Below are 21676 nucleotides of genomic sequence, written 5' to 3'. Positions count from 1 at the left end.
TGTAGGTGACGGGCGATGGAATATCAGCCGGCTGACGTGAAGTCCGTTGCCCCGACGAACTCCGGACGCGGTGCGCCGGCGGAGTACGGCTCCTCACAGCTGTTCTCCACGCTGTTGAAGACGATGAACACGTTGGAGCGCGAGAACGGCGTAACGTTTCCGTTCGACGCGTGCATGCAGTTGCAATCGAACATGATCGCGCCGCCGGCCTTGCCTTCAAGCACGTCGATGCCGAAGCGGTCGGCGAACTCTGTCAGGATCGCCTTGTCCGGGACGCCGGCCCCCTGCATCACCAGGGACTTCTTGTAGTTGTCCTCCGGCGTGTTGCCGTCGCAGGAGATGTATTCCTTGTGCGAACCGGGCATGATCATCAGCGGCCCGTTGAAGGAGTAGTTGTCCGTCAGCGAGATCGAGATGCTCACGGCGCGCATCCGCGGCATGCCGTCCTCGGCGTGCCAGGTCTCGAAATCGGAGTGCCACATGAAATCCTTGCCCTCGAAGCCGGGCTTGAAGTTCACGCGGGACTGGTGGATGTACACGTCCGAGCCGAGTAGCTGCTTGGCCCGGCCGACCACCCGCGGGTCATTGGCAATCCGCTTGAAGACCTCGCTGGTCTTGTGCACCTCGAAGATCGAGCGGACTTCCTGCGACTTGGCCTCCACGATGGTGCGCTCGTCCGCGCGGACCACCGGATCTTCGGAAAGCCGCTTCAGTTCCGCCCGGAAGGTCTCGAGTTCCTCCGGCGTGATGAGCTGCTCGATGGTGAGGTAGCCCTTTGCCTCGTAACCGGCGAGCGTGGCCTCATCCATGGGGCCCTCAGCCGCAGTTCCCCAGACAACCTTGTCTTCACGGGCCTGGACGCCGGGCTTTCCCGCCACACGTGTCGGATAAACATCAATGCGTGGTTCTGCTGTTGCAGTCATTCCTATCCTCCTCGTTTTCCTTTTTTGCTACCGATAAGGAAAAAGCCCGGCCAGCTTTGGGCTGATCGGACTTTTTACCTGACCGGGGGTCTTAGTGGGCTGGTTCTTCAACCACCAGCGGGTAGACGCCGTTTTCGTCGTGGACTTCGCGTCCGGTGACCGGCGGGTTGAACACGCAGGCCATGCGCAGCTCGGTGGTGGCGCGCACGGTGTGCTTCTCGTTGCCGTCCAGCAGGTACATAGTGCCGTCCCGCAGGTCGTGTACTTCACCGGTAACCTCGTTGGTCAGCGTGCCTTCACCCTGCACGCAGTAGACGGCCTCGATGTGGTTCGCGTAGTGGAACGTCGACGTCGTACCGGCGTAGATCACGGTGTCGTGGAACGAGAAGCCCACGCCCTCCTTGGCCAGCACCATACGGCGGCTGCGCCAGGTTTCGGACTTCACGTCGCGGTCGGTGTCGTTCAGATCGTTCAGGTTCACAACAAGCACGGATGCTCCTTAAGTCTTGGGGTAAATCTTCGGGCAGCGGCGCTGGTTAGAGCGCGCCGACCAGTTCACGTGCACCGGTGACGGTCTTGGCGGCCTCGATCAGGATCTCGAGACCGCGCTCCAGCTCCTCAGCGGTGATGGTCAGTGCCGGCATGAGCTTGACAACTTCGCTCTCGGGGCCGGAGGTTTCCACCAGCAGGCCCTGCTCGTAGGCCGCGGCTGCGATCTTGCCGGCGGTTTCGGTGTCCGGGAAGAACACCCCGGCCAGCAGGCCGCGGCCGCGGACGCTTGCGCCCTCAACCGTAGCGGCGAGGCGCTCCAGGCCGTCGTGCAGCTGGGCGATGCGGGCAGCAACCTGCTGCTGGAAGGCGTCATCGCGCCAGTACGTGTTCAGTGCAGCGGTGCCGGTCACGAAGGCCGGGTTGTGGCCGCGGAACGTTCCGTTGTGCTCGCCTGGCTCCCAGACATCGAGTTCCGGACGGAACAAGGTCAGCGCCAGCGGCAGGCCGAAGCCGGAGATGGACTTGGACAGGCAGATGATGTCCGGGGTGAAGCCGGCGTCCTCGAAACTGAAGAACGTGCCGGTGCGGCCGCAGCCGGCCTGGACGTCGTCGACGATCAGCAGAATGTCGTGCTTTTTGCACAGCTCGGACAGGCCCTTGAGCCAGCTCAGGCGCGCGGCGTTGAGGCCGCCTTCGCCCTGGACGGTCTCCACGATGACGGCGGCGGGCTTATCCACGCCGGAACCGCTGTCTTCGAGCACGCGTTCCAGCCACAGGAAGTCCGCGGTCTCGCCGTCGAAGTAGTCGTCGTAGGGGATCTTGGAGCTGTTGGTCAGCGGGATGCCGGCGCCCTTGCGCTTCATCGAGTTGCCCGTGACGGACAGAGAACCCAGCGTCATGCCGTGGAACGCGTTCGTGAAGCTGAGGATGTGCTGGCGGCCGGTGACCTTACGGGCCAGCTTCAGGGCGGCCTCGACCGAGTTGGTGCCGGTGGGGCCGGGGAACATGACCTTGTGGTCCATGCCGCGCGGCTTGAGGATGACCTCCTGGAAGGTTTCCAGGAAGCGGCGCTTAGCCGGGGTCTTCATGTCCAGCGAGTGCACCACGGCACCGCTGCGCAGGTAGTCCAGCAGCGGCTCGAGCAGCAGCGGGTTGTTGTGGCCGTAGTTCAGCGCGCCGGCGCCGGAGAAGAAGTCAAGGTATTCCTTGCCGTCTTCGGCGTACATGGTGCTGCCCTGCGAGCGTTCGAAAACGGCGGGCCAGCTGCGGCAATATCCACGGACCTCTGATTCAAGCGTTTCAAAAATATCTGTCATGAGAAAGAACTTCCTTCATGTGGTGCGGCCGCTTCGACCTCTTGGGAGGTACGCGAAATGCAGCCGCGGATTAACAAAATTAGAACTGGAGCAAAACTGCGGAGAAAAAGCAGGACAAGCAGGCAATAAATACCTAGTTCAGTGGGCCGATCCGGAATAGGAATTCCGTGTCATGGCCGTCGGGGTACATGCTCCGGGTAAACAGGGGGTCGCGCTCCAACGGAACGTTCCGGCGCTCGGCAAAGCTGGCGAACAGCCGCATGGATGCAGCATTGTCGTCGGTGATCGTCGTTTCAACGAAGTCGGAATCCAGCCGTGCGGCCAGCTCGTCGAGCATGGAGGCGGCGAGTTTCTGACCTCGGAACGCTTGGTTCACCGCGACCTGCCACACCATCAAGGTGCCGGGCTCATCGGGGCGTACGTAGCCGGTAACAAAACCGGCCGGTTCATCATCAATGGTGGCGACGACTGACGTCTCCGCAAAGTCGCGGCACCACAGCAAATAGGAATAGGACGAATTCAAATCGAGGACCTGGGAGTCCTTCGCCATGCGCCACAATGCAGCGCCATCATTCAGGGTTGGTTTACGGAATTTTGCTTCTAGCCTCGGACGTGTCTGGGTTTCTGCGAGTTCTTGAACCATCTATTCGACCGTAACGAGATCTGGATGATAATCAACCCGAGATTGGCGGATTTGACACGTTTTGGGCGCTTAGCGGTCTTCGCACCCTCTACGATGCATTCCGGCTTTGGCCTTATTTTGATTGGCAATCGGCGAAATGACGGCGGCGGAGATCGCCGGGATAATTATCGTTACCATTCTGTGACATTTGGGATGTGACAAAATCGACATCCCGGCGCAAAAGGTCGGCTGCCGGGAGCGGCCAGCAACCTGAATCGGCCGATTCAGGCACCCCGGAGGCTCTGGTTAAACGGCAGTACCCCCGCCCGACATAGCGTCTGGCAGGGGTACAGCAGCGGTGGGCCCTGCGGGGATCGAACCCGCGACCCGCGGATTAAAAGTCCGATGCTCTACCAACTGAGCTAAAGGCCCGCCAGCCATCCGGCCGGATACAAGACCCGGACCAAATCGACCGTTACTTACTTTATCGCACCCATGCCCCTACGTATGAATCGCCGGTCCTCGACCGATATGAGCCGTAGGAGTATCGTCATGGCATGGACGGAAACAACGGAATTGACGCACCGCGGCCGCATAAGCCAAAGCCATTTGCTCCGTTGGACTTCGAAGGATTCACCGGCGGGGCGGACCCGGCACGGGTTTCCGAAGCAGCCCACCTGGCGGCGCAGGCACTGGTCCACCATGGCCGGGAATCGGATGACCCGGAGATCACCAAGCGGCTGGTCAAGCTAGCGGACCAGCAGGGCCTCGAAGCCATCGCGGAGATGTGGGCCGAGAGCCCCGCACGGTCGCTGCCCGGCGCGCTCTGGCGGCTCTATGCCCTGCGCACCGCCACCCAGCAGAACCCCGAGCGCATGTCCGCCTTCTTCAAGGCCGGCAAGGACGTCGCCGAAGTGTCCAAGGTGGTGGCTGGTGTTGCCGAGCCTCCCGGAGCGGACGAAGTCACCAGAATGGCGGACACCATTCTGTCCGGGGCTTTCGACGGCGATTTCGACGTCGCGCTGGACCGCTCGGCTGCCTTCTGCCGCGTTGTGGCCCTCGGCCAGACGCACCATGCGGACGCCGCCGAACCCGCCAATGAGAACCATGCGGCAAAACTCACACAGAGCTCCCACCGCCTGATCAAGACGGCGGAGGACCTCGAAGCGGCGGCGGTTGCCTGGCGCCGCGGCGAGCTGGACTAGGTCGGCAGCCAGTCCCTTAGGCCCCGCAGCACCGGCCGAGCAAGGCCGTTGAATGCGGGGCATGTTAGCCCTGTCCGGCCTGATTTTCCAGCAGATTTAGCGTTTTTTCCCCGTTATTCCGCGGTGGTTGACATCGATGCTCAGGCGTAGAAAACTGAAGGTGGTGTCGAACTGTGGCAGCCCCGGGCTCCAACTTTTAGCCGCTTCGAGCGGCCATCCGCCGAGAGGCGCTCCCAGTTCGGCACCATTATTTTTGTTCACTTTCAGACGATACTCTTAGCCTTGCGGACGCCCTCAGCTCCGCAGTTTTCTTCCACAGCTAGAGACCTTCGGTGAAACAGTGAAGCTAAGCCTTTTCCCCCAGGAGAACAAGAGCCTGGATCTGCTGACCGAGATGGCGGGTCAAATCCCCCACGGCGTCACCACGCTCTCCGAAATCCTCGGCGCGTCGGCAGATGACTACGATCGGCTGGCCGAAGAGCTGCACCAGCATGACGCCAAGGTTTTCGAACTTCACTTCGCGCTGATGACACACGTGCGCACCAGCTTCATCACGCCGCTGCCCCGCGAGGACCTGTTCCAGATCTCCCGGTACATTGTGGAGGCCTACGAAAAGCTCGACGGCGCCGCCGAGCTGATCGCCCTGAACCGGGTCAAGCGGCTTTCCACCAGGGCGTCAGAGCAACTGGAGGTCATCGCCCGCATGTCGGAGCTGACCCGGGACGCGATGGGTCGGCTGAGTTCCCTGCTGGATCTGGATGAGTACTACGTGGAAATGCTGCGGCTGGCCAAGCGTGCGGAGCGCACCCACCGGAACTGGACCGCGGAGGCGCAGAAGGAGCTGAAGACTCCGAACTACCTGCGCCACCGGGACGTCGCCAACCAGCTCGTGGAAGTCACCAAGGACTTGCGGCGCGTTTCGAACCACGTGGGCCAGATTCTGATCAAGGAATCGTAGGTGGAGCTGTTCCTGTTCGCAGCAGTCGTCGTCTTCGCCGGATCTTTCGCCTTCATCAACGGTTTCCATGACGTCTCCAATGCCGTAGCCAGTGCCGTCCGCACCCGTGCACTCACGCCGAGCATCGCCGTCGTTCTCGTGGCTTTTTTCAACTTTGCCGGCGCGATGATCTCCACCGGCCTGGCCCTGCTGGTCAGCGAGGCCTGGATCGGCCTGCCGGAAGGGCCTGAGGGCCTCGGCATCCTCATTGCCGGCCTGCTGAGCGCCTGCGGCTGGGGAATCTACACCTGGTGGCGGCGGATGCCTTCCTCGTCCACACACGCGCTGGTGGGCGGGCTGGTGGGCTCCGGCGCGGCTTCGGCCTTCCTGGGCGGGCACAACATCATCGCCGGGGACAACTTCATCGGCACGCAGATAGTCCTGCCGCTGCTGCTCTCCCCCGTCATCGCCTTCGCCATTTCCTACGTTGTGGTGTTTCCCCTGACCTGGATTTCCCGCTACACGGCGCCGAAGCGGGCCAACGAGAACAACCGGATGATCCAGTCCATCCTCGCCGGTGCTTTTGCCTTAGGTCACGGGCTCCAGGACGGGCAGCGGACCATGGCCGTGCTGCTGTTGGCGCTAGTCGCTGCGGGACTGGATACCGGGGACCGGATGCCGCTGTGGGTCCAGCTGTTCGCGGCGACCCTGCTGGCCGCCGGCAGCCTGTTCGGCGGTTGGCGCCTCTCGCACACGCTGGGCTACCGGCTGGTGCGGATGGATCCGCTGCGCGGCGCCGTGGCGCAGGGCGTGAGTTCGGCGATGCTGTTTTTCGGCGGGATGGCCCTGCACATCCCGCTTTCCAGCACGCACACCATGACCTCGTCCATCCTGGGCGCCGGTGCCAACCAGCGCTTCGACGCCGTCCGCTGGCGTGTGGCCAACCGCGTTTTCCTCACCTGGGTCATGACCGCCGTCGCGACGGCAACCGTGGGCGCGGTCCTCTACCTCGCGCTGGATCCGCTGCTGTAGGTTCAGCCAAAGCACGACGGCGGCACCCGGCTGGCGTGTAAACCGCCGGGTGCCGCCGTCGGCAGCTGTGCAAACCCGGTTGAGTACCGGGGCGCTGCTGGTTAGCCGAAGCGGCCGGAGACGTAGTCTTCGGTGGACTTCTCGCTCGGGTTGTTGAAGATGGTGGGCGTGTCGTTGTATTCGATCAGCTTGCCGGGCTTGCCGGTGCCGGCGATGTTGAAGAACGCCGTCTTGTCCGAGACGCGGGCGGCCTGCTGCATATTGTGCGTCACGATCACTACGGTGTATTCGGTCTTCAGTTCCTCGATCAGGTCCTCGATGGCAAGCGTCGAGATCGGGTCAAGGGCCGAGCACGGCTCGTCCATCAGGATCACCTGCGGGGAGACGGCAATGGCGCGGGCAATGCACAGACGCTGCTGCTGGCCGCCGGAGAGGCCGGATCCCGGCTTGTCCAGACGGTCCTTGACCTCGTTCCACAGGTTGGCGCCGGTCAGCGACTTTTCCACCAACGCGTCCGCATCCGACTTGCTGATGCGCTTGTTGTTCAGCTTGACGCCCGCCAGGACGTTGTCCCGGATGGACATGGTGGGGAACGGGTTCGGGCGCTGGAAGACCATGCCGATCTGGCTGCGTACGGTGACCGGATCGACGCCGGGCCCGTAGAGGTTTTCCCCGTCCAGGAGCACTTCGCCCTCGACCCGGGCGCCCGGAAGCACCTCGTGCATGCGGTTCAGGGTCCGAAGGAAGGTGGATTTGCCGCAACCGGAGGGCCCGATGAATGCGGTGACGGACCGAGCCTCAATGTTGATGTTCACGCCTTCAACGGCCCGGAAATTTCCGTAATAGACGTTCAGATCATTGACGTCGATACGCTTGGACATAGTGTTCCTTCTCTTGGACGCAGGTGGAGGCTTAGCGGCCGGTCTTGGGGGCGAAGAGGCGGGCAATAACCCGGGCGATCAGGTTGAGCAGCATGACGATCAGGATCAGCAGCAGTGCCGCCGCCCAGGCCCGCTGGGCGCTCGGATCGATGCTCGTCGGTGAGGTGGGGTTCATCAGCTGCCGGTAGATGAACGTCGGCAGGGTGGTCATCCAGCCCGCAAACGCGTTGAAGTTGATGCTGTTGACGAAGCCGGCGGTGACCAGCAGCGGAGCGGTCTCGCCGATGACCCGGGCGATGGCCAGGGTGACGCCGGAAGCAATACCCGAGATCGCCGTCGGCACCACGACCTTGACGATCGTGCGCCATTTGCGCACGCCGAGGGCGTAGGACGCTTCGCGCAGCTCGTTGGGCACGATCTTGAGCATTTCCTCGGTGGAACGCACCACCACGGGGATCATCAGCACGGACAGCGCCACGGCGGCCACAAAGCCGGTACGCGTGGACGGGCCGAAGATCAGGCCGAAGAGCGCCGCCGCGAACAGGCCGGCCACGATCGACGGGATGCCGGTCATGACGTCGACAAAGAAGGTGATGCCGCGGGAGAGCGAGCCGCCCTTGCTGTATTCAACGAGGTAGACGGCGGTCAGCAGGCCCACCGGCACCGATATGACGGTCGCCCAGAAGGTGATCAGGACCGTGCCGACGATGCCGTGGTAGGCGCCGCCGAGCACCGGGGTGCCGTTCTCGACTGTCTCGTTGTCCACCACGCCGGTCATGCCGTTCATGGAGGTGAACAGGAAGTTGGAGGTCATGCCGGGAAGGCCCTTTTCCAGGACTGTCCAGATGACGGAGAACAGCGGCACCAGGGCCACGATGAACGCCGCGTAGATCAGGTTGGACGCGAAGCGGTCCTTGGCCTTGCGCTCACCCTCAACGGACAGCGTGACCAGGAACCCGGCGATCACGAAGATGACGGCGGAGAACAGCGCCCAGCCGACCACGTGGAAGCCGATCAGCGAGGAAATTGCAGCGCCGAGCACCAGCGAGCCGGCCAGCACGGCCCAGATGGCCCACTTCGGCAACTGGTTCTTGGTCAGCGTGTTCTTGCGCAGCGGCGAAGGCGTGCGCGTAGCGGTCTGTGACATTAGTTTGCCCCCGAGAATTCTTTGTGACGGCTAACGATCCAGCGGGCGACCATGTTCACGGCCAGCGTGATGACGAACAGGACCAGGCCGGCGGCAATCAGCTCCGCGAGGCGCAGCCCGAAAGCCTCCGGGAAGTTCAGCGCGATTTCGGCCGCGATGGTCTGGTTTCCGCTCTGGATCAGGCTGGCGATCAGGCCGCCGCCGGAGAGCACCATGGCCACCGCCATCGTTTCGCCCAGGGCGCGGCCCAAGCCCAGCATGACGGCACTGATGATGCCGGCGCGTGCGAAGGGGAAGACGGTCATCCGGATCATTTCCCAGCGGGTGGCACCCATCGCCAGCGCGGCTTCCTCATGCAGCTTGGGCGTCTGTAGGAAGATCTCCCGGCTGAGCGAGGTGATGATCGGCAGCACCATGACGGAGAGCACGATGCCGGCGGTCAGCATGGTCTTGCCGGTCTGGCTCGCCGGGCCCGCAAAGATCGGGATCCAGCCGGCGTTCTCCGCCAGCCAGACGTAGGGGCCTACCAGGGCGGGCGCAAGCACGGTCATGCCCCACGCGCCGTAAACCACCGAGGGGATGGCGGCAAGCAGGTCGATGACGTAGCCGAGGCCCTGGGACAGCTTCCGCGGGGCGTAGTGCGAGATGAACAGCGCCACGCCAATGGAGATCGGGGTAGCAATCAGCAGCGCGATCGCGGCGGCGATGAGCGTGCCGATCACGATGGGCCAGATGTAGCTCCAGAATCCGTTCCCGCCGGTGATCTCGGCCGGATCCGCGGCAAAGGTCGGAAGGGCCTGCCACAGCAGGAATAACGCCACGCAGAAAAGGACGAAGAGAATCAGGCAGCCGGCGAACAATGCAATGCCGGAGAAAACCTTATCTCCGGCACGGCCTCTGCTGCCGCTTTCTGTCAATGTGTTGGACACTTCACAACCCTTCGGGCTCCTGTTTTCTAGCGGTCTGGCTTTTGTCAGTTTTCACTGTTTTGTCCACGGGAGCAACGTCGGCTCCCTGACACGGGGATGCCCCGCTCGTCATTTTCGACGGCGGGGCTCCCCTGCGTGCGTTGCTACGAAGCCACCGAGATGGATTCGAGAGCGGTTCCGGCCTGCTCGCGCAGGTTCTCGGAGAGCGGTGCGCTACCGGCGGAGTCGGCAGCAGCCTGCTGGCCTTCTTCACTGATCACGTAGTTGCCGAAGGCCTTGACCAGGTCAACGGTCTCCTGGTCAGAGTACGTGCTGCAGTAGATATGGTAGGAAACCAGCACGATCGGGTAGGCCCCGGATTCGGTGGTGTCGCGCTTGAGATCCAGGGACATATCGACGTCGCTGCGGCCCTCAACGGGCGTGGCAACCTCAACGGCCTTCGCTGCAGCCTCGGGGCTGTAGCCCACGAACTCTTCGCCGACCTGGACCTTGACGGTACCCAGACCCCCGACGGCGGACGCGTCGGCGTAGGTGATGGCGCCATCGGTGGCGCTGGCGGCAGAGACGACGCCGGAGGTGCCCTGGGCGTTCTCGGCCACGATGTCTGCAGGCCAGGCGTCGGAGGGCTCGTCGGTCCAGACGTCGGGAGCGGCGGCAGAGAGGTACTCCACGAAGTTCTCAGTGGTACCGGAGTCGTCAGCGCGGTGGACAACGGTAATGGGGGTATCCGGCAGTTCCACGCCCTCGTTCAGAGCGGCGATGGCCTCGTCGTTCCAGTTCTTGATCTCGCCGCGGAAGATCTTGGCGATGGTCTCGGCGTCGAGGTTCAGCTCCTCGACACCCTCAAGGTTGAAGGCAACAGCGATCGGGGAAACGTAGCCCGGGATGTGGAAGGCACCCTCGGGTCCGCAGACCTCTTTGGACTTCTCCAGCTCTTCTTCGTCCATGTACGCATCCGAACCGGCGAACTGCACGCCGCCGGCCAGGAAGTTGTCGCGGCCGGCGCCGGAGCCGTCCGGGGAGTACTGGACGTTCGCTTCGGGATTCTGCGCCTGGAAACCGGCGATCCAAGCCTGCATGGCCGAGTCCTGGGAAGAGGCGCCGGCGCCGGACAGCGTGCCGGAGACGCCTTCGGCTGCCGCGGCGCTGCCGCCGGCCTCCGCCTGCGAGCCGGTGGCGTTGTCGGAGCCGCAGGCGGTCAGGGCCAGTGCTGCTACGGAAAGTACTGCGGCCGCGCGGCCGAAGCGGAATGCCTTCACTTTGGGTCCCTTTCAGGGTTAGCAAACGAGATGGACGAAATGCGCGGTGATGGCCGTGCGGTTTCGTACTTCTACGAAGCTATTCGTGTCAGGTAACGAGATTGGCGGGTGAAAATGAACGGAAAGTGAACAGATGCGGGCCATTCGCTAACATCGCCGCTGGTGCTGTTGCTTTTGTGATGGAAATCGTATTAGAGGACCAGCCACCCAGAGCCTTTCCTGGCACTCGTACGACGCACAGCGGCACAGTTCCGAAGGCCCGCGGCTTCCCGCCTAGACTGAACCCATGAGTACCGGCGGCCCTCTCTCCCGAGCCCGTACTTTCCTGCGCAACCGCACCCGCGTGGGTTTCAGCCGGAGCAAGGCTTCTCTGTTTCCGGCTGCACGGATGACACTCTGTGCCGTCGCCGCCTACGTGATCGCCGAGCAGCTCCTGGGCCACGAGGGTCCGCTGTTCGCTGCAACGGCGTCGCTGGTGGCACTGGGCTTCGCCACCGGTCCGCGGTTCCGCAAGGTCATGGAAGTGGCCATCGGCTGCACCTTGGGCATCGCCGTCGGTGATTTGCTCCTGCACTTCCTCGGCTCCGGAATCTGGCAGGCCGCCGCCGTCCTGTTGATCTCCATCCTGCTGGCGCGTTTCCTCGACAGCGGGTCCATCTTCTCGACCCAGATGGGCCTCCAGTCCGTGCTGGTGGTGCTGTTGCCGGCTCCCGACGGCGGACCGTTCACCCGGAGCCTGGATGCGGTGGTCGGCGGTGCAATGGCGCTGATCGTGACCATGCTGATCCCGGGCGACCCGCGGTCCGCCCCGAAAACCAACCTGCAGAAGCTGCTCAACGAGCTGGCGTCGGTGTTGCGCGAATGCTCCAATGCGCTCAGCCGCAGCGACTCCACGCTGGCCTGGCACGCCCTGGTCCGGGCTCGCGCCTCGCAGAAGCTGATCGACGAGGTCCGCACGTCCTTTTCGGGCGCGCAGGAAGTGGCCCGGATTTCCCCCGCGTACCGCCGCCACCGCGAAGAAGTGGGCGACCTGCAGAAATCGGCGGAGATGATCGATCTGGCCATGCGCAACAGCCGGGTCTTCTCCCGGCGCCTGACTTCGGCCATCAACCACGCGGCGATGACCGACGACGCCATCGAGTCCTTCGCCGAGGTGCTGCTGGAAGCCGCCGACGCCGTCGAGGTCCTCTCCGCGGGCCTGTCGGACCCGGACGGCGGTGCGCGCGAACGCCGGCTAAGCAGTGCCCGGAACGAGCTGGCCGCCGTGGCCACTCGCCTGCATCCGAAGACCCTGGGCATCCAGAGGCTGGAAGGTGAAGGCCTGGTCCTCGTCTTCCGTCCGCTCATGGTCGACCTCCTTGAGGCGACCGGGCTGACCCATGACGAAGCGGCCGCGTACCTGCCCAAACTGTGACTGGCCGGGATTGTCACACCGTTCCGTTAGCCTGATTCCATGAGTTCGAAGACCGCACGCGCCAAAGCGCCCGCCTACCGATGTGCCGAATGTGGCTGGAGCACCGTCAAGTGGGTAGGCCGTTGCGGCGAGTGCCAGGCCTGGGGCACCGTGGAGGAAGCCGGGGCCGTCATTTCAAGAACGACGCCGGCGGCGGCCGTAGCGAATCCTGCGCAGCGCATCGCGGACGTGGACGCCTCGACGGCAGCTTTTCAGGCCACCGGTATCGGCGAACTGGACCGCGTGCTGGGCGGCGGTCTGGTGCCCGGCGCCGTCATCCTGCTGGCGGGCGAGCCGGGCGTGGGTAAGTCCACCCTGTTGCTCGACGTGGCCGCGCGGGTCGCCGGACTAGCCAAGGATGTCCTGTACATCACCGGCGAGGAATCAGCCGCGCAGGTCAAGCTGCGCGCCGAACGCATTTCCGCCATCGCTGACTCGCTGTACCTGACCGCAGAATCGGATCTGGGCATCGCGCTGGGCCAGATCGAAAAGACGGACCCTTCGCTGCTCATCGTGGATTCGGTCCAGACCCTGAGCAGTTCCGCGGTCGAAGGGAGCGCCGGCGGCGTCACCCAGGTCCGCGAAGTGGCTGCCTCGCTGATTAACGCGGCGAAAACCAGGAACATGACCACCATCCTGGTTGGCCATGTCACCAAGGACGGTTCCATTGCCGGACCCCGCCTGCTGGAACACCTCGTGGATGTGGTCTGCCAGTTCGAGGGAGACCGGCACTCCAGGCTGCGGCTGCTTCGCGCCATCAAGAACCGCTACGGCCCCACCGACGAAGTGGGCTGCTTCGACCTGACCGAAGAGGGGATCGAAGGACTGGCTGATCCGAGTGGGCTGTTCATGTCGACGGCGGCGGAGCCGGTTTCCGGTACCTGCATCACGGTGACCCTGGAGGGCCGCCGGCCCCTGCTGGCCGAGGTGCAGGCGCTGCTCGCGGAGACCTCCAATGCGCAGCCGCGCCGGGCCACGAGCGGCCTTGATTCCTCCCGGGTGGCCATGATGATGGCCGTGCTGCAGCGCCGTGCAGCCATGTCGCTGCACAAGGATGACAGCTACGTGGCCACCGTCGGCGGCGTGAAGCTGACGGAACCGGCCACTGATCTGGCCACGGCGCTGGCCATCGCCTCGGCCAAAAGCAACAAGCCGCTGCCCAAGGGCTTGATCGCTTTCGGCGAGGTGGGACTGGCCGGGGAGGTCCGGCCCGTGCCCGGAATCGGCCGGCGCATCCAGGAAGCGGAACGGCTCGGCTTCACCCATGCCGTCGTCCCTTCTTCCCACGGCGGACCCGGGCAGGTGCCCAAGGGCTTTCGCGTCAAGGAGGTCGGCACCGTGGCCGAGGCGCTGGATCTGCTCTTCGGCGCGGGCACTGCCAGCCCCAGTTAGGCGGGCTGTACCTGGCGCACGGCTCCCGCCATAGCAGCAGTCCTGTGCAACCGCGGCGGCGACGCGCGCCTCGTCGGCATATTATGGTGCCTAATGGCTGTTTCCCGCAGCGTTTCCGGAACCGGAGGCCGCGGGCTCCCGCCCGACTGCACTGCGACCGACTGATCAAAGGAAACTTCATGGCTAAGAGCCCCGAGGACGCCTTGAAGGCTACCTTGGCACGTGTCGCTCCGGGCACTCAGCTGCGCGACGGACTGGAACGGATCCTCCGCGGTCGCACAGGCGCCCTGATCGTCCTCGGCTATGACAAGCAGGTGGAATCGATCAGCAGCGGCGGGTTCGACATCGGCATCGGCTTCTCGCCCACAGGTCTGCGGGAGCTGGCCAAAATGGACGGGGCGATTGTCTGCGACCAGGACGCTACGAACATCATCAAAGCCGCCGTCCAGCTGGTTCCGGACCCGTCCATCCCCACGCAGGAATCGGGCACCCGGCACCGCACGGCCGAGCGGGTGGCCATCCAGACCGGGCTGCCGGTGATTTCGGTCAGCCAGTCCATGCAGATCATTGCCCTGTATGTCGACGGAATCCGGCATGTGCTCGAAGGCTCGGAGCCGGTTCTGGCCCGGGCCAACCAAGCACTCGCCACGCTGGAACGCTACCGCGCCCGCCTTGACCAGGTGACCAGCTCGCTTTCGGCCCTGGAGATCGAGGCCATGGTCACGCTGCGGGACGTCGCCGTGACCTTGCAGCGTCAGGAAATGGTCCGGCGGATTTCGGAGGAAATCTCCCAGTACGTACTGGAACTCGGCGTCGACGGACGGCTGCTGTCCCTGCAACTCGATGAGCTCACCTCCGGGCTCGGCCCCGACAGCGAAATGATTCTGCGCGACTACGCCGAGGTCAAGGGCGGCATCGACGTCGAGCCTGCCCTGGAATCCCTGCGCACGTTCAGCTCCACCGACCTGATCGATCTGGGGCGGATTGCCAGTGTCCTGGGCTTCCAACCCGGCGTGGACTCGCTGGAAGCGGTTGTCCAGCCGCGCGGCTACCGGCTGCTCTCGGCGGTGAAGTCCGTTCCGCGGGCAGTGGCGGACCGCCTGGTGGACCACTTCGGCGGACTGCAGAACCTGATGGCGGCAAACATCGATGACCTGATGGCCGTGGACGGAATCGGCGAGCAGCGCGCCCGCGTCATCCGCGAAGGACTTTCCAGAATAGCCGAGACCAGCCTCCTCGACCGCTTTATGTAGGAGCGGGACAGCCCCTTCGCCGCCGGGGCAAAAGGGCCTGCTTGGCTCATTGCAGGTCGAACACGATTTTGTCGCTGGTCCATGGTCCCAGTTTTGCCGTCAGGACATAGGTCCCGGGCTGCGGATTGGCGTTGACCGCTTTACAGCCCGGGGCGCTCCGGTTCCGCTCCCAGGTGAACTGCGCCCGTTCGCTTTCGCCCGGCTCGATGGTCCGCATCAGTTCGCTGGTGTCCACGGCGCAGTCCTTGGACGAGAAGATGCGGTCTTCACCGCTGGTCACGAGAAACTCCATGGCATCGGTGCCCACGTTGACCTCGCAAGGGGAGTCGCCCTTGTTAGCAACTTCGAGGATCAGGATCGGATTCTCACCGGCCGCATAGGCCGGGGCATCCGTGGATGCGGTCACGGAAATCTTGGACTCGTCGCAGGCTGCACTGGCCATCGGGCTGGGGGAAGCCGCCGGCGAGGACGTCACTGGAACGCTGCCGCCGCCGTCGTCGTTGTCCGCTACGGGCTGGCTCCCGCCGCCGAAGAGGCTGGCGATCCAGAATCCGACGGCAACGAGCAGGGCCAGAACGAGCAGGACTGCGATCAGAAGCGCCAGCCTGCGTCTGCGGTAGACGGCCGGGCTTGGCTTGCGGCCGGAACGTGGGGTATTGCGGGTCGCCGAGGCACCGCTGCCGCGCGATGACCCCGTGCCTGTACCTGCCATACCTTAAGGCTAGAGACAGTTGCGCGGCCGGAGCGGTAACACCACGCCGAGGCAGTAAGGTATTGGTGGTCACAGACAAGGAATGCCATGCCCAACCACACGATCACGCACGCAAAACCGGCTCCGGCGCCAGGTCAGACGCGGTATCTGCATGAACAGATCACGTCCTGGTTCGCCGACAATGCGCGCGAGCTGCCGTGGCGGGAGCCCCAGTGCAGCCCGTGGGGCATCATGGTCAGCGAATTCATGCTCCAGCAGACGCCCGTGGTCCGTGTGCTCCCGGTCTGGGAGCAGTGGATGCAGCGGTGGCCGACCCCTGCCGCCCTGGCCGCCGAACCCAGCGGCGAAGCTCTCCGCGCCTGGGGTCGGCTGGGATACCCCCGTCGGGCGCTCCGGTTGCACTCCGCCGCCGCCGCGATCGTGGACCGGCACGGCGGGCGGGTTCCGGACACCCGGGAGGAACTCCTTCAGTTGCCGGGCGTCGGCGCCTATACCGCCGCCGCGATCGCCTCCTTCGCCTTCGAACGCCCGGAAACCGTGGTGGATACCAACATCCGCCGCGTCCACGCCCGCGCCGTCACGGGAAACGCCCTGCCGGCGCCGTCGCTGACGTCGGCGGAGATGAAGCTGGCGGCCGCGCTCATGCCCAGCCAGGAGACCAAGGCATGGAATGCCGCCGTGATGGAACTCGGAGCCTTGGTCTGCACTGCGCGCTCCCCCAAATGCTGCTCCTGCCCGGTACGGGAGCAGTGTGCCTGGATAGCCGCCGGGCAACCCGAGCCGCATTACGTGCCCAAGGGACAGGCCTGGGCCGGTACGGACCGGCAGGTGCGCGGCGCCATGATGGCCGTGCTCCGCGAGGCGGAAACGCCGGTCCTGCGCGAGGTGCTGCTGGGCACGGTGGATCTTGTGGACCACGGCTCGGGGCATGTTGTCCACCTCACTAAGTTGCGATCGCTCGGGGCCAGCGACGAGCAGTTGGCACGTTCGTTGGACGGGCTGCTCGCGGACGGACTCGCCGAAACGGCTGGCAGCGGCGTGCAGTTACCAAAATGAGGCTTGGCTGCAGCAGCTGCCGCTTCTAAGCTCGCAGTATGCGGCTGAACCGCCGGGAGGGAAGCTCCCTAACAACGACGGCGGTAGCCGCCTTGCTGGTACTGGTTACCGGTTGCGGTGCGTCCACCGGCTCCCAGGGCCACGCCTGTACGGAAATCGGTGCAGTGTCCGGAGTTGGCCTCACGGTTGGACAGGAGCTTGCCGACGACGTCCGCGGGGCGGAGATACAGGTTTGCTGGGACGGCACCTGTGAAAGGCTTCCGCTTGATCTGCACCCGGGCGAACGCATGGTCGATCTGGGATGCGAGTCGGATCAACCGGACGCAGTTTGCTCGGCTACCTCCACGCCGGACGGCACGTTAACCGGCTTCGCACAGCTCGACTCGCTGCCTGCGGGCGAGGTCCAAGTCCGCGTCTACACGACCCGTCAGGGTGGCACGCAGGTCGAAACGGACCCGCTTTCCGTTGCGACGGAAACAGTCTTTCCTAACGGCGAAGACTGCCCGGGCGAAGCGCAGCAGCTGTCGTTGACCCTTGACCCATCGGGACTGAGTGCAAAATAGATCTCCAGGTTCAGCGGTTCGGGTCGCCGTCCAGGCGGTCCTTCACGTCTTCGCCGACATCCTTGATTTTGGCTTCGGCCTGGTCCAGCTGGCCTTCGGCCTGCAGGTCCGGGTTATCCGTGGCGTCGCCGGCCTTTTCCTTGATCTTGCCGCTGGCTTCCTGTGCCTTGTTCTCGATCCTGTCGCCCAAGCCCATGGCTACTGTCCTTCTTCCTGCTGGCCGCCGCCGAAGCGCTCCTGGGCACCGTCGACAGCTTCGTTTGCCTGGTCGCCGAAGCCGCCGAGTTGTTCGCCGTGCTGCTCCTGTGCGTTGTCTACTGCGTCGTTGGCGCGGCCCGCGAGGCCGCCACCCTGTTCGTCGCCGCCCTCGTCATTTCCGAAGGCACCTTTGGCTGCGTTGGTGATGTCGTCAATACCCATAGCGTTCTCACTTTCGATCGAGAGACAGACCGATCGGGAGATCGGCCCGTCCGCTTGCTGGTCATTCCCAACATCTTCACCGTGGCACAGGCAGCTTTGTACTGTCCACCCCTCGTGGCGGTTAGACCGCCCGAATCATCCGGGTATTTCCCAAAGTGTTCGGCTTGACCCGGGCCAGGTCCAGGAATTCGGCGACGCCTTCATCGTGCGAACGCAGCAGTTCCGAATAAACTTCGGGGTCAACTGCGGACTGGTCGGCCATTACCTCGAAGCCGTGCCGGGTAAAGAAGTCCACTTCGAAAGTCAGGCAGAATACCCGGTTGACGCCCAGACCGACAGCCTCGGCCAGCAGGGCCTCGAGCAGCGCCCGGCCCACCCCGTGGCCCCGCCAAGTCGATGAGGTGGCAAGAGTGCGCACTTCGGCGATGTCTTCCCACATCACGTGGAGTGCCCCGCAACCAATTACTTCGCCGTTGGAAGCCTCGGCGATCTTGAACTCCTGAATGCTCTCAAAATAGGCCACGGCTTCCTTCTCCAGCAGCACACGCTTGTCGGCCAGCGGCTTCACCAGACGCCGGATCTCGGCAACATCGGAAGTACGCGCCGGCCGGATCGTGAAGGATGCAGTCATGGTGCAAGTTTAGGGCCCGTTTCCGGTCGAACCTGCCGCCAGCCTGGCAAGCCGTCCATGCACCGCTGGTCGGGCCGGGTTGTCATTCCAGACGGTAAAGGTCAGCGGCGGTGTCGACGTCGCCGCCGTCGGACTCATCCGAGCAGTCCACGAGATCGATCAGGTACGTATGGTCCTGCAGAAAGCCGCGGGCTCCGCTGTCGCCGCTCGCCGCTTCCGCAGCCTGCGCCACGAGCGCCGCATCGAACAGCACCGGATGGCCGCGTTGCAATTCGCCGTCCGTTCCCCGGTAGGCGGCCGCGGTGACACGACCGGGCTTATGGCTGTCCAGCAGCCTCCTGACTATGGCAGACGTGAGGCCTGGCTGGTCCACCAGTACGGCCAGCATGTGGAATCCCGATGGCACCGCGGCTGCGCCGAGCCGGAAGGAGCTGCCCATGCCGCCGGACCAGTAGGGATTGTCCAGTACAAGGCAGCCGGACAAATCGGCCTGCCGGCGGACCTGATCGGCACCTGCTCCGAGGACCACCACGATTTCAGTGCATCCGCCGTTCCACAGCACGGATGCCAGGTAGGAGACGAGCGGTTCCTGCCGGTATTCCAGCAGCGCCTTCGGCCCCTGGCCCAGCCGGTTGCCTGCTCCCGCGGCGAGCAGCACGGCGGCGGTCGGCTGGGAACGAGATGTCATGCCCTCACTATAGGCACCCGTCCGCACGCCAAAGCGGCATAGCTTGCCGCAACAGGGATTAACGCGACCGGCGGGCCCTGGAATGTCCAGGACCCGCCGGTTCGACGCGTAGTAGTCTAGGAGCCCGTGCGGGCGGACCTACTGGGAGAGCGCCGGGGTGTCCGGCACTTCCTCGATCGCCTTGGGGGCGCCGGCGCTGGAGAAGACGAACTTCGCGTCCTCGCCTTCGCCTTCGACGTCCACTCGGATGAGCTCGCCGGGCATGATCTCGCCGAAGAGGATCTTCTCGGAGAGCTGGTCCTCGACCTCGCGCTGGATGGTGCGGCGCAACGGCCGCGCACCCATGGTCGGATCGTAGCCGCGGGTTGCCAGCAGAACCTTGGCCGCCGGCGTCAGCTCGATGGTCATGTTCTTCTCGGCCAGGCGCTTCTTTAGCCGCGTGATGAACAGGTCCACGATCTGGACGATCTCTTCCTGCGTCAGCTGCGGGAAGACCACGGTGTCGTCGACACGGTTGAGGAACTCCGGACGGAAGTGCTGCTTGAGCTCATCCTGGACCCGGGCCCGCATCCGCTCATAACCGGTCTTGGTATCCGTACCGGACTGGAAGCCGGTCATGACGCCCTTGGAGATGTCACGGGTACCGAGGTTGGTGGTCATGATGATGACGGTGTTCTTGAAGTCCACCACACGTCCCTGGCTGTCGGTCAGACGGCCGTCTTCCAGGATCTGCAGCAGCGAGTTGAACAAATCCGCGTGGGCCTTCTCCACCTCGTCGAAAAGCACCACGGAGAACGGACGGCGACGGACCTTTTCGGTCAGCTGGCCACCTTCTTCGTAGCCGACATAACCGGGAGGCGCACCGAAGAGCCTGGACACGGTGTGCTTCTCCGAGTATTCGGACATGTCCAGTGTGATCAGGGCGTCCTCTTCGCCGAAGAGGAACTCCGCCAGCGCCTTGGCCAGCTCCGTCTTACCGACACCGGTGGGACCGGCGAAGATGAACGAGCCGCTGGGACGGTTGGGATCCTTCAGGCCGGCGCGCGTACGGCGGATGGCCTGTGAGATCGACTTAATGGCTTCGTCCTGGCCGATGACCCGCTTATGCAGCTCATCTTCCATGTGCATGAGCCGGCTGGACTCTTCTTCGGTCAGCTTGAAGACAGGGATGCCCGTGGAGTTGGCCAGAACCTCGGCAATCAGGTCCTCGTCAACCTCGGCGATCTCGTCCAGGTCACCGGACTTCCAGGCGCGTTCCTTGTCGGCACGCTCGTCCTGGAGCTTGCTTTCCTTGTCGCGCAGCGAGGCCGCACCTTCGAAGTCCTGTGCATCGATGGCAGATTCCTTCTGCTTCTTCAGCTGCGCAATGCGCTCATCGATTTCCTTCAGCTCCGGCGGAGCCGTCATACGGCGGATCCGCAGGCGGGCGCCGGCTTCATCGATCAGGTCGATGGCCTTGTCCGGGAGGAAGCGGTCCGAAACATAGCGGTGGGACAAGTGCGCAGCAGCATCCAGGGCGCCGTCCGTGATGGACACGCGGTGGTGTGCCTCATAACGGTCGCGCAGGCCCTTCAGGATCTGAATCGAATGCTCAACCGAGGGCTCATTGACCTGGATCGGCTGGAAGCGGCGTTCCAGTGCAGCATCCTTTTCGATGTGCTTGCGGTACTCATCGAGAGTGGTGGCGCCGATCGTCTGCAGTTCGCCACGGGCCAGCATCGGCTTGAGGATCGAGGCTGCGTCGATCGCGCCTTCGGCGGCACCTGCACCAACGAGAGTGTGGATCTCATCGATGAACAGAATGATGTCCCCGCGGGTGCGGATTTCCTTCAGTACCTTCTTCAGGCGTTCTTCGAAATCACCGCGGTAGCGGGACCCGGCGACAAGCGAACCAAGGTCGAGGGTGTACAGCTGCTTGTCCTTGATGGTTTCCGGAACGTCGCCGCGGACAATGGCTTGGGCCAGACCTTCGACGACGGCGGTCTTGCCGACACCGGGTTCACCGATCAGGACAGGGTTGTTCTTGGTGCGGCGGGAGAGGACCTGCATGACGCGTTCCATCTCATGCTCGCGCCCGATAACAGGGTCAAGTTTGGACTCGCGGGCAGCCTGGGTCAGGTTGCGGCCGAACTGGTCCAGCACCACGGAACCGGCCGGGGTGCCTTCCTGCTGCTGGCCGCCGGCGGAGACGGGCTCCTTGCCCTGGTAGCCGGAGAGCAGCTGGATGACCTGCTGGCGAACACGGTTCAGGTCCGCGCCGAGCTTGACCAGAACCTGGGTGGCGACACCTTCACCCTCGCGGATGAGGCCGAGCAGGATGTGCTCGGTGCCGATGTAGTTGTGGCCTAGCTGCAGAGCTTCACGGAGGGAGAGCTCCAGCACTTTCTTGGCACGCGGGGTGAAGGGAATATGGCCGCTGGGAGCCTGCTGGCCCTGGCCGATAATCTCCTGCACCTGCTCACGCACCCCATTGAGGGAGACACCGAGGAATTCCAGCGCCTTCGCGGCAACACCTTCACCCTCATGGATCAATCCAAGAAGGATATGTTCGGTACCAATGTAATTGTGGTTGAGCATGCGGGCTTCTTCTTGAGCCAGCACGACAACGCGACGGGCACGGTCGGTAAATCTCTCAAACATCTCGCACACTCCTAGCTACTGCGTACTTTGATGCTACGTGGCCGAAAGACGATTTTGGGGTCTGTTCGCCCAAGGGATAATGACCGGCCGTAACGCAGATGTGGGGCAGGCCGCCCACCGTATGG

The 21676-nt window shown here is 64.0% G+C and carries 23 protein-coding genes and 1 tRNA gene; 8 read left to right on the top strand and 16 right to left on the bottom strand.

Annotation, left to right across the window (positions count from 1 at the left end):
- Positions 1–23 precede the first annotated feature (23 nt).
- From thpD to AC3A4M_RS07320, 5 genes are all read right to left on the bottom strand, one after another.
- Entirely contained in the window at positions 24–923 is a 900-nt protein-coding gene (gene thpD, locus AC3A4M_RS07340; protein WP_498734946.1) for an ectoine hydroxylase, read from the bottom strand.
- Positions 924–1014: 91 nt separating this feature from the next.
- Positions 1015–1413, bottom strand: a complete 399-nt coding sequence (locus AC3A4M_RS07335; protein WP_074700189.1) for an ectoine synthase — start codon at positions 1411–1413, stop codon at positions 1015–1017.
- A gap of 46 nt (positions 1414–1459) precedes the next feature.
- On the bottom strand, positions 1460–2731 hold the full coding sequence (gene ectB, locus AC3A4M_RS07330) for a diaminobutyrate--2-oxoglutarate transaminase (protein ID WP_498734944.1): 1272 nt from the start codon (positions 2729–2731) through the stop codon (positions 1460–1462).
- A 133-nt stretch (positions 2732–2864) separates the two neighbouring features.
- A complete protein-coding gene (gene ectA, locus AC3A4M_RS07325; protein ID WP_498734942.1) occupies positions 2865–3374 on the bottom strand; it encodes a diaminobutyrate acetyltransferase in 510 nt (169 codons plus the stop codon).
- Positions 3375–3712: 338 nt separating this feature from the next.
- A tRNA-Lys gene (locus AC3A4M_RS07320) sits at positions 3713–3785 on the bottom strand.
- Between the two features lie 125 nt (positions 3786–3910).
- On the opposite strand from AC3A4M_RS07320, the gene AC3A4M_RS07315 reads away from it, so the two are divergent.
- Positions 3911–4558, top strand: a complete 648-nt coding sequence (locus AC3A4M_RS07315; protein WP_074700192.1) for a hypothetical protein — start codon at positions 3911–3913, stop codon at positions 4556–4558.
- A 96-nt stretch (positions 4559–4654) separates the two neighbouring features.
- Here AC3A4M_RS07315 and AC3A4M_RS07310 read toward each other — a convergent pair whose 3' ends face one another.
- On the bottom strand, positions 4655–4819 hold the full coding sequence (locus AC3A4M_RS07310; protein ID WP_498734940.1) for a hypothetical protein: 165 nt from the start codon (positions 4817–4819) through the stop codon (positions 4655–4657).
- A 79-nt stretch (positions 4820–4898) separates the two neighbouring features.
- Here AC3A4M_RS07310 and AC3A4M_RS07305 point away from each other — a divergent pair, with 79 nt between their 5' ends.
- On the top strand, positions 4899–5516 hold the full coding sequence (locus tag AC3A4M_RS07305) for a DUF47 domain-containing protein (RefSeq protein ID WP_074700193.1): 618 nt from the start codon (positions 4899–4901) through the stop codon (positions 5514–5516).
- A complete protein-coding gene (locus tag AC3A4M_RS07300) occupies positions 5517–6527 on the top strand; it encodes an inorganic phosphate transporter (RefSeq protein ID WP_498734938.1) in 1011 nt (336 codons plus the stop codon).
- Positions 6528–6628: 101 nt separating this feature from the next.
- On the opposite strand, the gene pstB is transcribed toward AC3A4M_RS07300, so the two are convergent.
- From pstB to pstS, 4 genes are all read right to left on the bottom strand, one after another.
- Positions 6629–7408, bottom strand: coding sequence for a phosphate ABC transporter ATP-binding protein PstB (gene pstB / locus AC3A4M_RS07295; RefSeq protein ID WP_074700195.1), 780 nt, complete (start codon positions 7406–7408; stop codon positions 6629–6631).
- Positions 7409–7439: 31 nt separating this feature from the next.
- The gene (pstA, locus tag AC3A4M_RS07290) at positions 7440–8555 is read right to left on the bottom strand and encodes a phosphate ABC transporter permease PstA (RefSeq protein WP_498732800.1); all 1116 of its coding nucleotides are present in this window, start codon (positions 8553–8555) and stop codon (positions 7440–7442) included.
- On the bottom strand, positions 8555–9484 hold the full coding sequence (gene pstC, locus AC3A4M_RS07285; protein ID WP_498734935.1) for a phosphate ABC transporter permease subunit PstC: 930 nt from the start codon (positions 9482–9484) through the stop codon (positions 8555–8557). The genes pstA and pstC overlap by 1 nt, the downstream gene beginning before the upstream one ends.
- Before the next feature lie 143 nt (positions 9485–9627).
- On the bottom strand, positions 9628–10743 hold the full coding sequence (gene pstS, locus AC3A4M_RS07280) for a phosphate ABC transporter substrate-binding protein PstS (protein WP_498734933.1): 1116 nt from the start codon (positions 10741–10743) through the stop codon (positions 9628–9630).
- Positions 10744–11029: 286 nt separating this feature from the next.
- Here pstS and AC3A4M_RS07275 point away from each other — a divergent pair, with 286 nt between their 5' ends.
- The 3 genes from AC3A4M_RS07275 (at position 11030) to disA (ending at position 14841) form a co-directional block, all read left to right on the top strand.
- A complete protein-coding gene (locus AC3A4M_RS07275; protein WP_498732803.1) occupies positions 11030–12157 on the top strand; it encodes an FUSC family protein in 1128 nt (375 codons plus the stop codon).
- A 39-nt stretch (positions 12158–12196) separates the two neighbouring features.
- The gene (gene radA / locus AC3A4M_RS07270) at positions 12197–13588 is read left to right on the top strand and encodes a DNA repair protein RadA (protein ID WP_498734931.1); all 1392 of its coding nucleotides are present in this window, start codon (positions 12197–12199) and stop codon (positions 13586–13588) included.
- 179 nt (positions 13589–13767) lie between these two features.
- The gene (gene disA / locus AC3A4M_RS07265) at positions 13768–14841 is read left to right on the top strand and encodes a DNA integrity scanning diadenylate cyclase DisA (RefSeq protein ID WP_498732805.1); all 1074 of its coding nucleotides are present in this window, start codon (positions 13768–13770) and stop codon (positions 14839–14841) included.
- A gap of 46 nt (positions 14842–14887) precedes the next feature.
- On the opposite strand, the gene AC3A4M_RS07260 is transcribed toward disA, so the two are convergent.
- Positions 14888–15553 (bottom strand): hypothetical protein, encoded by a 666-nt coding sequence (locus AC3A4M_RS07260; protein WP_498734929.1) that lies wholly within the window; start codon positions 15551–15553, stop codon positions 14888–14890.
- Between the two features lie 87 nt (positions 15554–15640).
- Here AC3A4M_RS07260 and AC3A4M_RS07255 point away from each other — a divergent pair, with 87 nt between their 5' ends.
- Together AC3A4M_RS07255 and AC3A4M_RS07250 are read left to right on the top strand one after the other, a co-directional pair.
- Positions 15641–16609, top strand: a complete 969-nt coding sequence (locus AC3A4M_RS07255) for an HhH-GPD family protein (protein ID WP_498734927.1) — start codon at positions 15641–15643, stop codon at positions 16607–16609.
- Between the two features lie 38 nt (positions 16610–16647).
- A complete protein-coding gene (locus AC3A4M_RS07250) occupies positions 16648–17172 on the top strand; it encodes a hypothetical protein (protein WP_498734925.1) in 525 nt (174 codons plus the stop codon).
- 10 nt (positions 17173–17182) lie between these two features.
- On the opposite strand, the gene AC3A4M_RS07245 is transcribed toward AC3A4M_RS07250, so the two are convergent.
- From AC3A4M_RS07245 to AC3A4M_RS07225, 5 genes are all read right to left on the bottom strand, one after another.
- Positions 17183–17368 carry a CsbD family protein gene (locus tag AC3A4M_RS07245; protein WP_498734923.1) on the bottom strand — a complete coding sequence of 62 codons (186 nt, stop codon included), beginning with the start codon at positions 17366–17368 and terminating at the stop codon, positions 17183–17185.
- Between the two features lie 2 nt (positions 17369–17370).
- On the bottom strand, positions 17371–17592 hold the full coding sequence (locus AC3A4M_RS07240) for an Rv0909 family putative TA system antitoxin (protein ID WP_498734921.1): 222 nt from the start codon (positions 17590–17592) through the stop codon (positions 17371–17373).
- A 121-nt stretch (positions 17593–17713) separates the two neighbouring features.
- The gene (locus AC3A4M_RS07235; RefSeq protein ID WP_498734919.1) at positions 17714–18223 is read right to left on the bottom strand and encodes an amino-acid N-acetyltransferase; all 510 of its coding nucleotides are present in this window, start codon (positions 18221–18223) and stop codon (positions 17714–17716) included.
- A gap of 82 nt (positions 18224–18305) precedes the next feature.
- Positions 18306–18911, bottom strand: a complete 606-nt coding sequence (gene nboR / locus AC3A4M_RS07230) for a nicotine blue oxidoreductase (RefSeq protein ID WP_498734917.1) — start codon at positions 18909–18911, stop codon at positions 18306–18308.
- Between the two features lie 138 nt (positions 18912–19049).
- Positions 19050–21551: an ATP-dependent Clp protease ATP-binding subunit gene (locus AC3A4M_RS07225; protein WP_498732813.1), complete on the bottom strand. Its 2502-nt coding sequence runs from the start codon at positions 21549–21551 to the stop codon at positions 19050–19052.
- Positions 21552–21676 lie beyond the last annotated feature (125 nt).

It is taken from the genome of Arthrobacter sp. Soil_C_60 (assembly GCF_057656375.1).
The sequence above is the reverse complement of the archived record's forward strand: the minus strand, read 5'-3'. Positions and strand labels throughout refer to the sequence as shown.